14 protein-coding genes are annotated in these 12,383 nt (G+C 60.1%); 3 read left to right on the top strand and 11 right to left on the bottom strand.

The window, feature by feature from the left end; genetic code table 11:
- Positions 1–4: 4 nt before the first annotated feature.
- Positions 5–541, top strand: coding sequence for a hypothetical protein (locus RAH39_RS02820; protein WP_306591287.1), 537 nt, complete (start codon positions 5–7; stop codon positions 539–541).
- Here RAH39_RS02820 and gspD read toward each other — a convergent pair.
- The 10 genes from gspD to RAH39_RS14045 form a co-directional block, all read right to left on the bottom strand.
- Positions 534–2,750: a type II secretion system secretin GspD gene (gene gspD, locus RAH39_RS02815; protein ID WP_306591286.1), complete on the bottom strand. Its 2,217-nt coding sequence runs from the start codon at positions 2,748–2,750 to the stop codon at positions 534–536. The two genes, RAH39_RS02820 and gspD, sit on opposite strands and share 8 nt — an antisense overlap.
- Positions 2,747–3,238 carry a hypothetical protein gene (locus RAH39_RS02810; protein WP_306591285.1) on the bottom strand — a complete coding sequence of 164 codons (492 nt, stop codon included), beginning with the start codon at positions 3,236–3,238 and terminating at the stop codon, positions 2,747–2,749. Before RAH39_RS02810 ends, gspD begins: the two co-directional genes overlap by 4 nt.
- A 643-nt stretch (positions 3,239–3,881) precedes the next feature.
- The gene (locus RAH39_RS02805; protein ID WP_306591284.1) at positions 3,882–4,292 is read right to left on the bottom strand and encodes a hypothetical protein; all 411 of its coding nucleotides are present in this window, start codon (positions 4,290–4,292) and stop codon (positions 3,882–3,884) included.
- Positions 4,293–5,631: 1,339 nt separating this feature from the next.
- Positions 5,632–6,216: a hypothetical protein gene (locus RAH39_RS02800; RefSeq protein ID WP_306591283.1), complete on the bottom strand. Its 585-nt coding sequence runs from the start codon at positions 6,214–6,216 to the stop codon at positions 5,632–5,634.
- Positions 6,185–6,580, bottom strand: coding sequence for a type II secretion system protein (locus tag RAH39_RS02795; RefSeq protein WP_306591282.1), 396 nt, complete (start codon positions 6,578–6,580; stop codon positions 6,185–6,187). The genes RAH39_RS02800 and RAH39_RS02795 overlap by 32 nt, the downstream gene beginning before the upstream one ends.
- Positions 6,577–7,002 (bottom strand): type II secretion system major pseudopilin GspG, encoded by a 426-nt coding sequence (gene gspG / locus RAH39_RS02790; RefSeq protein WP_373467349.1) that lies wholly within the window; start codon positions 7,000–7,002, stop codon positions 6,577–6,579. Before gspG ends, RAH39_RS02795 begins: the two co-directional genes overlap by 4 nt.
- A 4-nt stretch (positions 7,003–7,006) precedes the next feature.
- Positions 7,007–8,125 carry a type II secretion system F family protein gene (locus tag RAH39_RS02785; protein ID WP_306591280.1) on the bottom strand — a complete coding sequence of 373 codons (1,119 nt, stop codon included), beginning with the start codon at positions 8,123–8,125 and terminating at the stop codon, positions 7,007–7,009.
- Positions 8,122–9,372 (bottom strand): GspE/PulE family protein, encoded by a 1,251-nt coding sequence (locus tag RAH39_RS02780; RefSeq protein WP_306591279.1) that lies wholly within the window; start codon positions 9,370–9,372, stop codon positions 8,122–8,124. Before RAH39_RS02780 ends, RAH39_RS02785 begins: the two co-directional genes overlap by 4 nt.
- A 448-nt stretch (positions 9,373–9,820) precedes the next feature.
- Positions 9,821–10,045, bottom strand: a complete 225-nt coding sequence (locus RAH39_RS02775; RefSeq protein ID WP_373467337.1) for a DUF1153 domain-containing protein — start codon at positions 10,043–10,045, stop codon at positions 9,821–9,823.
- 35 nt (positions 10,046–10,080) lie between these two features.
- Positions 10,081–10,404, bottom strand: coding sequence for a helix-turn-helix domain-containing protein (locus RAH39_RS14045; protein WP_373467348.1), 324 nt, complete (start codon positions 10,402–10,404; stop codon positions 10,081–10,083).
- Between RAH39_RS14045 and RAH39_RS02770 the strand changes: the two genes are divergently transcribed.
- Both RAH39_RS02770 and RAH39_RS02765 read left to right on the top strand, forming a co-directional pair.
- Positions 10,396–10,731 carry a DUF1153 domain-containing protein gene (locus RAH39_RS02770; protein ID WP_306590246.1) on the top strand — a complete coding sequence of 112 codons (336 nt, stop codon included), beginning with the start codon at positions 10,396–10,398 and terminating at the stop codon, positions 10,729–10,731. The two genes, RAH39_RS14045 and RAH39_RS02770, sit on opposite strands and share 9 nt — an antisense overlap.
- Entirely contained in the window at positions 10,614–11,579 is a 966-nt protein-coding gene (locus tag RAH39_RS02765; RefSeq protein WP_306591277.1) for an IS3 family transposase, read from the top strand. The genes RAH39_RS02770 and RAH39_RS02765 overlap by 118 nt, the downstream gene beginning before the upstream one ends.
- 167 nt (positions 11,580–11,746) lie before the next feature.
- Here RAH39_RS02765 and RAH39_RS02760 read toward each other — a convergent pair whose 3' ends face one another.
- Entirely contained in the window at positions 11,747–12,376 is a 630-nt protein-coding gene (locus tag RAH39_RS02760; protein ID WP_306591276.1) for a hypothetical protein, read from the bottom strand.
- Positions 12,377–12,383: the final 7 nt, after the last annotated feature.

Raw genomic sequence — 12,383 nt, 5'->3', positions numbered from 1 at the left:
CTCCATGTTCACGCTGGCCTGCCTGGCGATGGCTGTCGCTTTCGGCTGCTCCGATCCTAAGCCACCCCTCTCAGGCCTCTCCTACACCGATCCCACGCCCACCCAATCCCAGTGGGTACTGAAGAAGAATCCTACGAGCACACCAGATCACCTCATCTTGGATCTGATTCCTCCCTCCGACGGAGGAGCGGGATTCGGCGTAGGTCTGAATTTGACACTGGATGCATCCAAGGCCACCTTCACTCCAGTAGATTCTTCTGATTCCGAGCTGGTGCAATGCGGAGCTTACGACCTGGGAAGCGGCACACCCTTCTTGAAAACAGCAGTTGTGGAAGGAGAGTTGATGCTGGGCATCTACCAGAAAGGACTTTCCACAACCCCCGCTTCCCATGACCAAGGCAGGGTGCTCAGTTTCTGTTTGAAACCGCTTCAACCTCTCGCGGCAAGTGTCGTTCCGCTACGGGTGAAGCAGGCGAAGGAATTGAAGAGCCAGGGCATGACCGCCATCAACATCGCCGTGGGAACATTGGAAATCAAATAGTTTCCCCAGCTTCCACAGGATGGCGAGGGTCGGAAGGGGAAGGTGGCAAGAGGGTTTCGAACATGCCATTCATGCGCCGAATGGCATGATCAACCCTCTCCCGAATCTCATGGGTTACGCGATCAATGTCCTCGGCCTGGCTGATCACGCGAGGGGTCATCATGATGACCAGTTCGCTTTTGGTATTAACCTTCCGCGTGCTGCCCAAGAGATTCCTCAGCAAAGGAATGCGATTGAAGAACGGTACGCCGGTGGTGGTGTGCGTGCTGTCCTGACGAACGAGTCCCCCAAGGATCACCGTGGCGCCATCTTGCGCGATGAGTTCCGTAGAAAGACTTCGCCTGGAAATGCGGGGGGCCTGGATCGCGGAATCCCCGCTTCCGAGGGTTTCAAATCCTGAAGACGAGCTGATTTCCTGGTTGATTTCCAAACGGATGGTTCCACTTCCATTGATGTGAGGGGTGACCGTGAGATTCAAACCAGTATCCAGGTATTGAGCATTGGTAACGCTGTAACCGGAGCTTCCCGTGCCCGTCCCGCTTCCTGGAATGAAAGTGTTCACCGGGACGGGGATCTGATCCTGCACCAGGAGCCTCGCAGGCCGGTTGTCCAACGCCCAGATACGGGGCTGGGACACCACGTTGACATTGCTTTTACTATCTTTGACGCTGAGCAGCACACCCAACAGTTGGGACCCCGATACCGCGACTCCCGAGAAGGTGAAAGGCCCGCTCGAGGAGGTTCGATCCACGCGCCAGTCGTATTTGTTGGCCGGCGTAGGAAGCGAGTTTACATTCACATCAGCGGGCGCGAATCGCGACTGGATGAACCCCGACAGCCCCAATTCGAATTCCCCTGTCATGGACAGATCGAGGATGGTCGCCTCGATGAGGACTTGGCGAGGCACTTGGTCCAGTTTCTCCACCGCGGCCTGAATCAGGGCATAGTCACGGCGAGGGCCGAAGATCACCAATGCATTGTTATCCGGATCCACCGAGATGGTAACGCCTGGAGAAAGGGGGCCTGGCTGGGAAAGCGAGGGGGTCACGGCAGTAGAAGTCGACGCTGGCTGAGGGGCTTGAACCGCCGTCCCTTGAGTCTGAGAAGGAGGATAGGCGCCCAATGTTCCTCCCAGTGAATTTGTCGGGGAACCGAAGGAACGTGGAGCCGGCAGGGCCGCATTGGTCAAATTGCTGTTCTTCGAGATGGACATTCCCCCGACTGGAAGCCGAAGAACCTGAGTCAGAAGAGGATAGAGGGTCTCGGCCTTTGCGTAGCGAACAGGAAGGACGAATATCTCCCCATCTTCTGTTTGGGGGACTTCATCAAACCGCTCGATCCAACTTTTCACTTCTCCCATCCATTCCGTCGCCTGAGAAATCAAGAGAAGGCCATTAAGGCTGCTTACGGGGAGAAGCTGAAGCGCTCCGGTTCCCACCGGTACACCAGCTGCTTTAAGAAGAGGCTCCAGTTCTTTCTGGACCCGATCCGGCGAGGCATTCTTCAGGCGAAAGAATGCCAGCTTGCGCTGCTCGAAAGGCTGTTTGTCCATCAAGTCAGCAAAGTCCATTACGCGGCGGATATTCTGGACATAGTCCATCAAGATCAATAAATTACGATTCTTGTCTGGAAGCGCCTTCCCGTCATGGCTGAGAAAATCCTTGGCGAATCCTCCAAACCCTTCCGCGTCCAGGAATTTCAACGGGAGGACCTGTGTCACCAGAAAGGATTCGCCCATTCCCTCAAGCGGTTGTGTTCCCACAAACAATGGGGAAGCGGAACGCCCCGTCGCGGCATTCAAAGGAACGAATTCCAGAAAGTCGCGATTCCGGACCATCGCCACGCCATGCAGCTTGAGCGCCAAACTGAGCACATCTAACAAGCCGTCTTCTTCAAGGCGTCCATTCATGAACAAACGAACGGGACCGTCCTTCACGGCGGGGTCAACGGTGTAGTTCAGTCCCGCGACCCGAGCCACTTGTTGAATGACGTCGTACAGCTTGGCATTCGCGAAATTGAGGAGGACGTCCTTGCCGGCCTTGTCGCGAACGATTAACTGGCCGGCCACCGGCTTCTTCGGTCCAGCAACGGGGGGAGCACCTGAATTCGGGGCAGGGGCCTGACCGGGCTGGGGAACCGGCTGAGGAGGTACCACTTGAGCGAAGGAAGGAAAAACAACCAACCCCGCAAAGGCAATCAAAGGTTTCATGGAGCAACCTTACGGGGAGGGGAATCCACTGATTTGAAGGTCTGAGGAAGCGCCAACAGTTTCTCGAACTCTCCTGTGGCGACAGTTCGGGAGTTCCCGGCATCGTCCAGACCTAACCACCGGCCATTCTTCTTATCTTCGGTCAAGAGCTCGACACGATCGGACTCGACCTTCGCGAGAAGGTAGCCTGCGTGGAGCGCACCCAGTTCAAGAAACTGAATCTCTCCTTCGCTCGGCCATTGCAGCATTGCCCCTTTCACGGAGCCCACCAAGACGATGCCTTTCAGTATCGGAAAGGGGACTTGAACAGCCTCAGCCTCCGAAACGAGCCCCCCCATGTTCCGAGTTGGGTGGAAAAGATTGCGCTTCAGGATCCGCCCCTTGGGGCTTTCTTCCAGAAGAGCCGCAGGACGGGAGGCAATGGCCGGTTCCGTGCCAGGCATCGGAGCCTGAGCCTTTGCTCCCACCCACAACGCCATCGCCGCCATGGTACGCACCCATCCCGAACGCAAAAGACATCCTCCGCAAGCACGAGGTCGAACCCAACCACGAGATGATCTTTTAAAATTTACCACGTCTCGGAAGGCCGGGGGATGACCCAAACAAGATCGACGCTTCCCTTCAAGGTTGGCCCTTCTGCTCCGCCAGCCGCAGGGGACCAGGGATCACCTGCAAGATTCAACTGGAAACTTTGGATCGCCATGAGGGGCTGGGAACTTCGGAGCCCCTCCATCCCTGCCAACCACTGGCCCAGCGGCCCCTCGCCGTCCAGGACCCACTTCATATGCCACATGCCATCCCGGCTCTCCATTGCCTGCGGGCGCAGGCGGAGTCCCTGGAGGCCGGCTTGGCCGGCCGCACTGAGGAGCCCCTCCTGCCCTCGCAGGCGCAGTTGGTCTTCCGGGAGTCGCCCGACCTCGGACAATAGCGCCGCAAAGCCGGCGGCCCGCTTGGATCGAGTTTCTTCCCAGGTCTTGCGAAGAGCCGCCTCCCTTTGTCGGAGCCCTTGGACGCGGGCCTGCAACGCTCTTCGGGCCTGCCGATGGTTCCACCAGGCCCGTCCCCCCACGTACAGCCCCGCACCGACGAGCCACACAACCAGCACGACCACTGCCCTTCGATCCCTGGCTTTCATGGCGTACGCTCCTGCTCACATTCCAGGGTGAGGCGGTTCTTGCCATCCCTCCGTTCCAGGTTCCCCACAAAGCGCACGTTCCGGAATTCCGGGGACGCCTCAAGTGCCTCCCGGATCAGCTCGGGATGAGGCGTGATTAGGTCGATATGAATCGCCGAAGGCTTCCACACAAGCCCCACGACTCGACTGTCCTCGGGCAGCAGCCGAGTCAACCCGTCCAGGTCCTTGATCCAACCGGCTTCTTCTGAGCTTCGACTCAGACCTCCCAGGGCCTCGACCGAGCCCTTCAGACCATCGAGGTCCGTTTGAAGCGCTTGTACACGCTGCTCCAGGTGATCCGATTCCAGGCGGAGCGACCGCCCCTCCCGAACATCCCGAAAACAGGTAATGGCTGCGGATACCGCCATTCCCACTCCTACAGTTCCCCAGAAAGCAGCTTTCCGCAGCGCAGCCATAGGCCATCGGCGAGCCCGATGGGGAAGAGGCGCCAAATTAGGGAAAGACGCCAGGCTCGAACCATCCCCTAATTGACCCTGCGGATGCACTCGAACTTTGCGCCCGGGAGCCCAGACCTGGTCTCGCCAAAGCCCGAGTGATCGGTCGAGCTTGGCTCGTTCCAAGGCCCAAACTCGCCAGCTTCGCTTCCCCCCCCGCTCTTCGTCCCAAAGCAGTTGATCCATGGGCACAGGAAACAGTCCTTGTCTCAACGCTTCGCAATGACGGGCCGTCCACCCTCTCAACGGCGCCGGACGAACAATGCGGTAACACCACAGTTCCGGAACCTCCAGGCAGAGAGGGTGCCGCGGGTCCTCCAGCGCTTTCCGGACTTCAGCAGAAGGGGGTCCAAGGATGGGCCAGTAAAGGGGCGGTCTGCGCGTCACCAATGGTCTCCGGGGAGAGGTCGCAACCTGAACCATGGATTGCCGGGCAAGCCCTCGTCCAAGCTGCTTCTCCAATGTTGCACGATGGGCTCACGAAGCGTCGGAAGGTGTACATCCACAGTCCAGATCGCTTCTACGAAGGGCCTCAATGTGGCATAAGGCCCAAGCGCCAAGCTCTCCTGATAGCTGAGCAGATCCCCGATCTCCGCTGGGGAAACCACGCCCTGCGCCACTTGGTTCTGGATGGTCCGGAGGCGCTGGGCAGAGATGCCACTGAGAGATTCCAGGATCTCCGCATCGGCACCGGCCAAATTGAGACGTCCAAGGGCGCCAGCGTCATCCCCGGTCCAGACACGCTCCGGACCTCCCCAACGGGCTTCCAGTCCAAGTTCTTGCCAGCAGATCCGCAGCAGGCCGCAGTCCTGAATCAGATCTCCGCGCGCACCCGCGACTTTGTTTCGTCCTTGCTGTCGCACTTCCAGCAGAGCTGCCCACCGAGCCAGCCCTTCCGTCTGAGCCCCCAACTGGCGCCACCGGGTCTGGACCTCTGGAGTCCAGGGTCGAGCCCCGACTCGCCAGCGCGATTCCGAAGGTCGACGGGTCCAATGGACTTCTGTCCCATCTTCCAACAGTACCTTTCCTTCCAGGGGTGGAAGCCACCAACGAGGCGTACGAAGACGCTCCTGCAACAGTACCCGGCTCAACGCAGCATGAGCGGCGAGGCGAGCCTGCGCCCCCCCTCCTTCCTGCCGGTCCCTGTTCAGCAGTCCTCCCGAACGAGCCAGGATCAGCGCCACCACCCCCACCAACAGCGCAAGGCTCAGCACCGCGAACAAAGCAATGAATCCGCGCTCCTGCGGCCTTCTCATGTCCACGAGACCACTTTCCAGGAGAGACCGCTCGCGTCCTCGACCACCAGACGCAGCCCCACCGGGCGGAAGGGCCATGCGACGTCCCACTGATCAAAGGGAAGCCAGCGGATTGTCTCTCCCTCGAGGCCGCTCTCCACTCGACAACACTCGAGCTGAACGCGCCGCACACCGGACCATCGTCGGATCACTCGACCACCTTCCTGAGGATCTTCCACCACTGCCTGGAGTCCTTCCGCGTCGCATTGGAACCACCAGCGGGTGGGTCCCGCGAAGCGCCCCAACCCCTCCCGGCTCCAGAGGACGAGCTTTCCCTCACCCTGCTCCCAAACGAGCGAGCCTTGCGGTGCCTGGGAGTTTGCCGTCCACTGGGCGCCCGCCACCACCGATTCAAGCGTCCTGTGGAGTTCGGCGCGGGTCCTGCTCACTTCCGCATCATGTGCCTGCTTCTCGGCACTCCGCACCACCTGCAACCACACCCCAACCAGTAGCGCGACAAGAAGGGCGGCCGAGGCCAGCGCCACGGTGAGTTCGAGAAGAGTGAATCCTCTACAGGCCCTGGGGGATTCGTAAGACAGCATCAGTGCTCACTTCTCGCCCCCGGCCATCCTTCTGCCAGCGGAGAGTCAGGTGATAGAGGGCCAGAGCCTGATCGGCCTGTGATTCCTTCACAACCGCCTCGAAGGTCCAGTCCCCCAGCTTCGCATCGTCCCCTGCATTCCGCAGAAACTGTCTGCGAGCGACATTCGAGCGCAGATGCTGCCATCGATTCAATTCGTCCATCAGCAGGTCAGCCGCTCGGCTCTCTTCTTCGGCCCAACTCCGTGTCATCCAACGAGCGCGCGCATTCTGGCTCAACGCTCCCATCAGGGCCGTCACGCCGAGGCCAACCACTGCCAGGGCCACAATGACCTCAAGCAAGGTGAACCCCCGGCTCTCCCTCACTGCCAACTCACGATGTCGGCGGCTTCTCCGCTGCCACCCGGCTGGGCATCCGCTCCGAAACTGACGAGGTCGTAATCCCGCCCTTGCTCACCAGGGCAGCGGTAGGCATACGCGTTTCCCCAGGGATCCTTGGGCACCCCTTTTGTAAGGTAGGGGCCGCGCCAATTGGAGCTGTTGGCGGGTGCGACCTGCAGAGCCTCCAGGCCCTCCTGCGTGGTGGGATAACGCCCCATGTGCATGCGGAACGTCTCAATCCCTTGGCGGAACAATTCGATCTGGGTTTTCGCAGCCGTCATCCTTGCCTCGCTGGAATGCCCGACGAGCCTCGGTCCCACAAGCGCGGCCAAGGTCCCCAGGATGACGAGGACCACCACCAGTTCCAGCAATGTGAATCCGCGCCCTCTGCGCAGGCGGGCGGACATAGGTTCAACGAACGAGGCCATGCTCCATTTCTCCCATCAGCGAGAAGAGGCTCCAGGCCAAGCCCAAGAGAATGGTGCCGAGCAGGATGAGAACCGCCGGTTCCAACCAGCGTTGAAGCCTCTGAAGATCTTCCTCCAGCATCTCACGGTATCCCTCGGCGACGGATGCGGCTCCGCCAGCCAGATCACCCACGCGGAGGCCAGCCAACAAGACCGCCCTTTGCCCAGGAGCATCCGCCACCCAGGCATCCAGTACCTGTTCCGGTCGTCCCCCTTCCTGAATCGCCCGGCGAAGCTCCGCCGCTTCCCAGCGCTCCCCGAGAAGATTCAGGGCCTCCAGAAGAGACACCCCGCCTCCAAGCGCCATGGCCAGAGCCGACCATGCTTCCGTTCGGGTGCGATGCAACCCCAGCCGGCGGAAACCAGGCAAGCGATGAGCACCCTCCTTGCCAGCCATCAGCCAGCTCAACCCTCCTGTCAGACCTGCCAGGAGCCCAACCGATGCCCAGCCGCTCCACTGCAGGACCTGCAGGCGAGGAGGCAGCGGCCGGCCAAGGTTCGTCCACATACCCGTCAGGGCGGGAAATACCTTGAGAAGAAGGACGACCAGCGCCAATGTTGCAGCACTCACCACCACCACCGGATAAGCAAGGCGGCCCCTGAGTTCCCGGCGGAATTTCGCCCGTTCCACCAGCCCCCGGTGGGCCAATCGGGCCCCCCGAGCCAAGTCGCCCGCCGCTTCGCCGGTCCGGAGCAATGCCGGAATGAGATCGGGGATCGACTCGAGATGCTGCGCGACGGCTTCGCTGAAACGCCGGCCCCCCACCACCGCCTGATGCAGGCGCCGTGCGCTGTCGGGTTCCGGCGCCGCTTCTGCCAGCAGGTCCAACGTCCGATCGAGAGGAACCCCTCCCTGTAACGTACGCGCCAAGGCGCTGAACCAAGGGGCCCAAGCCTCAGCACTGGGACGGGACAGTCTCCTCGGAGGCCCGCCCCGTGTGCGTCGCTGATCGAGAAGAGTACCGCCCCTTGCCTGCAGGGCGGCTTCGAAGTCGTCCAAAGCCTCTGCCTGAAGTCGCACTACGCGCACTTCTCCGCGTTCGAGGACCGTGACCTCGATCATGTGCCCAACCCCGCTGCTCGCAATTCGAAGGCAGGCACCCTTCCTTCTTCCACGGCCCGATGGGCCTCGTGGATCAGAAGCGGGTACCCTCGATCCCTAAGACAGGCTGACAGCTCTTCTTCGGAGGCCTGTCCTCGAACCAGGGTCCGAAGCGGCTCTGCAGGTCCCCCCTCAAAGATGGCCAGTCGGCCATCCACCCCCCCACCCCGGCAAATAGGACAGGCGGAATCCGACGCTCCACAGGCTCGGCAAGTGCGCCCCAAAAGCCGCTGGGCGAGCACGCCCAGAACAGCGTCCGCGGTGAGATAGGCGGGGATGCCCATATCGTGCAGGCGGGTGAAGGCCCCAACCGCCGAATTGGTGTGCAATGTGGAAAGAACAAGATGCCCCGTGAGACTGGCCCTCAGAGCAATTTCGGCGGTTTCCCGGTCGCGAATCTCCCCCACCAGGATGACATCCGGATCATGGCGAAGAATGGCTCTCAGCCCCTGAGCGAAAGTAAGGCCGATTTCCGGATTCACCTGCACCTGGTGGGCTCCTTCTAGGGCATACTCCACCGGATCCTCGAGGGTCACAATCTTCAGTTGGCTCCGGTCCAGTTCCTGAAGCAGGGAATAAAGCGTGGTGGTCTTTCCGCTTCCGGTGGGACCGGTGATGAGGACGATGCCTGCCCGGCGCTGAGCCCATCCGCGAAGTTGAGCGAGGAGGATGGGGGGCATTCCCATCTCATCCAGCGAAAGCCCGGCGTCCTGACGGGTCGTTCCCCCGAGAATGCGCAGGACCGCCCCTTCTCCCTCCACGCCGGGCAACAGACTCACGCGAAAATCATGGCGATACCCCGATAGCCTGCGTTCGAAGCTGCCGTCCTGGGGAAGACGCTCCTCCGCCACATCCAGACCCGACATCACTTTGAGCCTCGGGATCAAGGCTTCCTGGAAGGCGGCGGGCACCGCAGGTCCCGGCCTGAAACGACCATGGATTCTATAGCGAAGCACCATGATTCCTTGCTCTCGCACAAAATGCAGGTCCGATGCGCCCAGACGAACGCCTTCGGCCAGGGATTCATCCAGCCAGTCCACGACCGGGCTGGAGAGGCCTCCGCCTGCCTGTTCCCCCAGGGAAACCGCGATCGTCCCCGCAGCCTGAGGCGGGAAATCATAGAAGATCTGCTTCGCCGCCGGGCGCCATACCCGTAGGTTGGTTCTCGTCTCAAAATCGAAAGGATCGGGCAGAGCCACCCATTCCATGGGCCGGCGAATGCGAGAACGGGAGCACACACGACCGCTCAGCCGAATCGTCCGAAAATTTCTCCGCCGCCAGGGTCCCCGGCGAGCGACATAGGTTCGAGTCCGCTCACCAAACGCGCCTTCCATAGGCAGGAAGAGAACTGGCAGGCGCTCTAGAAAAGCCATACCGGACATCTGCCCGAGAATCTCCAACCGCTGGCGTCGGCTGAGACTTCCCATGCGCACCAATAGCATTCCCAGCCGCTCACCGCCTTGAGCTTGGACAGCCAAAGCCCTGTCCAAATCCAGCGCCGTGATCCAACCTCTCGCAAGGGCGTGCTCACCGAAGCGCATGCGCCCCGCTCGCCACCTGCCGGTGGCGCCCCCGCATTGCACCGTGAGAAGTCAGAATCCATTGAATCGAATGAATCATACCTGTGCCTGATGAATCCATTGGACCACGACGGCGTTATCGATCTCCAGCGATTAGACGTCTGATGGGAGAAGGACTTGGGAGGGCGTTCTCCATCCCGCGTTTGCCATCCTCCATCCATCCCTCGATCTCCGAGGGGGGAAGGTCGAAGGCCCGGCTGGCTTCCGCCACCGTCGTCTTCCCCTGGATGATCTCCAGCACCAATGCCGCCTTCCGGCGTGCCGTCCATCGTTTGATCTCGTCTTCCATGGCTCCACTCATGGGGGTCTCCTTTGGAGTATCCCCTGAGCAGCTTTTCACTGGGTCATTACATCCGTGCCCTGGCTGAGGAAGTCGTCCTTCCACTGCTCCAACTCGGCCACGGTCAGCCCGTGCTGACGGGCGGCATCGGCGGCCGTGATCTTTCCCTTGATCAGGTCCAGAACGACGGCGGCCTTCCTTTTGGCCGTCCTATTCCGTCCCCCTCTGAGGTTGGACAGGCAATAAGGAGCCGAGAAGGATGATATCCAGCCGCCAGGGTGCGAAGCGATGGGAGGCCGTAGGCCGACCGAAGCGAAGCACCCTGGCGCGGCGGCTCCGGAGGGCTCAGGTCCTTCACCAGGAGAACCCCTATGTCCCAAACCCAACCCCTCCCCGAAGGGAATATCCAGCGATGGACGGCCAAAAGGAAGGCCGCCGTCGTTCTGGACCTGATCAAGGGAAAGATCACGGCCGCCGATGCCGCCCGCCAGCACGGGCTGACCGTGGCCGAGTTGGAGCAGTGGAAGGACGACTTCCTCAGCCAGGGCACGGAGGCCCTGCGCACCCACCCACGGGACCGCGAGGCCCAGTGGGAGGCCGAGAAGCAGCGCCTGCAAGCCAAGGTCGGCGAGCTGGCGCTGGAGGTGGACATCCTAAAAAAAGCGCATCGCATTCTCGGCAAGGACTTGCCGGAAGGGATCTCGTGAATGCGGTGCGGTGCGATGTGCTGGAGGCGGGGATGGAGATCCCGATGACTCGCCTCTGCCGGGTGCTCGGTGTGCCGCGCTCCACGGTCTACCACCAGCCCAAGGTGGAGAAGCTGCATCGCCCGGTGGACGAGGCCCTGGCCAGGACCGTCCACGAGATCATCCAGGCCCACCCGACCTTCGGCATCCGGCGGGTATGGGCCTGGTTGAGGTATCGCCTGGGTCAGTCCACCAATCGCAAGAAGATCCACCGCCTCATGCGGATCAAGGGCTGGAGCTGCCGCCAGCGGGCCGTGGGGAAGCGCCCAAGGGTGCCGGGGTCGAAATCCATTGCCCCGTTCCCCAACCAGCGCTGGTCCACGGACATCGCCCTGGTGGAATGCGGGGTTGATGGTTGGTGCGCGTTCGTGCCCGTCCTGGACTGCTGCACCCGCGAAGTCCTGGGCTGGAGCCTGGATCGAACGGCCAGGGCCCAGAATGCGGAACGCGCTCTGGAAGAAGCCCTGATCCACCGGTTCGGATGGACCCACGGCGCACCGCCGGGCCTCGCCCTCCGCCATGACAATGGCCTCGTGTTCGGCTCCCGGGCCTACCGGGCTCTGGTCAAGGACTACGGCCTGAAGCAGGAATACATCACGCCCTATACCCCCGAGCAGAACGGCTTGTGCGAGCGGTTCATCCGTTCGTTCAAGGAAGAGTGCGCCTGGCTCCACCGGTTCCAGGACATCCGCGAAGCCCGCGCCGTCATCGCCCGATACATCGACCACTTCAACACCCAGAGGCCCCACCAGGCCTTGGCCTACCGGACGCCCCGAGAGGCGTTCCTCAACCCCCAACCCGCTGCCTGATAACCCTCAAACTTGTCCAACAATCAGGGGAGCACTACAGGGGACGGAATATCCCGTCGTCGTCAGCTTCACCCAGTCCGTCCCGTGCGTCAGGCCGGAAACCCCCCAGCCCAGCGCCGTCTGACTGTCCGAATCGAATCGGATCCCCGCTAACATCCCCCGATGAGCTATGGAAGCACTTTGAGCGGACACAAATTCTTACTGGCTACTTCCGTCAATGGAGCTATTGAACGATTTTCAAATCTATCAAAACGATCATCCGTCTTGATTTTCTCCTCCATATTTTTAACCACCGATATAAATTTTTTAAAATCATCTCTACTTAATATCTTTTTTTTAAACAATTCCTCATCTGTGCCTCTAGCATTCATAATACCAAATCCTATCAGTTGCTTTTCCGCATCATCTATATAAAGATCGGGTTTATGAGTAGCATGCCTAACAATATCTTCAATTTTAATAAATGTAAAAAGAGCTAAACTATAGGTTTCTCGATCAGAGGGTTCTCGGGCAAAAAATAACCCTCTCTTTTTAAAATTATTATTGGACAATAGCCTAGCCAACAATTTAAAACCATCAATAGGCAACATTCTTCCATCTGAGACCAGTTGAGATGTACAATCTTGAATTTTAACAATGTCACCTTTAGACGGCTTATATGTAAAAAATCCCGAGTGTGGACATTGCTCTCCTAAATAAGTAATTGAATAGCGCACTCCCTTCCATTCAAAATGCGTACATTCGATGCCGCCAAATAAGGAAGTCAGCCCAAAGAGAAAAGCAGCAATTCGTCTCATTTCGGAT

It is taken from the genome of Geothrix sp. 21YS21S-4, assembly GCF_030845995.1.
In the GTDB taxonomy this organism is placed as follows: Bacteria; Acidobacteriota; Holophagae; order Holophagales; family Holophagaceae; genus Geothrix.
Note: the sequence above shows the minus strand (reverse complement) of the source record. Positions and strands in the feature narration are given on the sequence as shown.

Coding starts and splice junctions, on each gene's coding strand:
- RAH39_RS02820 (WP_306591287.1), top strand. CDS start 5: ATGTTCACGCTGGCCTGCCTGGCGATGGCTGTCGCTTTCGGCTGCTCC.
- gspD (WP_306591286.1), bottom strand. CDS start 2,750: ATGAAACCTTTGATTGCCTTTGCGGGGTTGGTTGTTTTTCCTTCCTTC.
- RAH39_RS02810 (WP_306591285.1), bottom strand. CDS start 3,238: ATGGCGGCGATGGCGTTGTGGGTGGGAGCAAAGGCTCAGGCTCCGATG.
- RAH39_RS02805 (WP_306591284.1), bottom strand. CDS start 4,292: ATGGCGGTATCCGCAGCCATTACCTGTTTTCGGGATGTTCGGGAGGGG.
- RAH39_RS02800 (WP_306591283.1), bottom strand. CDS start 6,216: ATGCTGTCTTACGAATCCCCCAGGGCCTGTAGAGGATTCACTCTTCTC.
- gspG (WP_373467349.1), bottom strand. CDS start 7,002: ATGTCCGCCCGCCTGCGCAGAGGGCGCGGATTCACATTGCTGGAACTG.
- RAH39_RS02785 (WP_306591280.1), bottom strand. CDS start 8,125: ATGATCGAGGTCACGGTCCTCGAACGCGGAGAAGTGCGCGTAGTGCGA.
- RAH39_RS02780 (WP_306591279.1), bottom strand. CDS start 9,372: ATGGAATGGGTGGCTCTGCCCGATCCTTTCGATTTTGAGACGAGAACC.
- RAH39_RS02775 (WP_373467337.1), bottom strand. CDS start 10,045: ATGAGTGGAGCCATGGAAGACGAGATCAAACGATGGACGGCACGCCGG.
- RAH39_RS02770 (WP_306590246.1), top strand. CDS start 10,396: ATGTCCCAAACCCAACCCCTCCCCGAAGGGAATATCCAGCGATGGACG.
- RAH39_RS02760 (WP_306591276.1), bottom strand. CDS start 12,376: ATGAGACGAATTGCTGCTTTTCTCTTTGGGCTGACTTCCTTATTTGGC.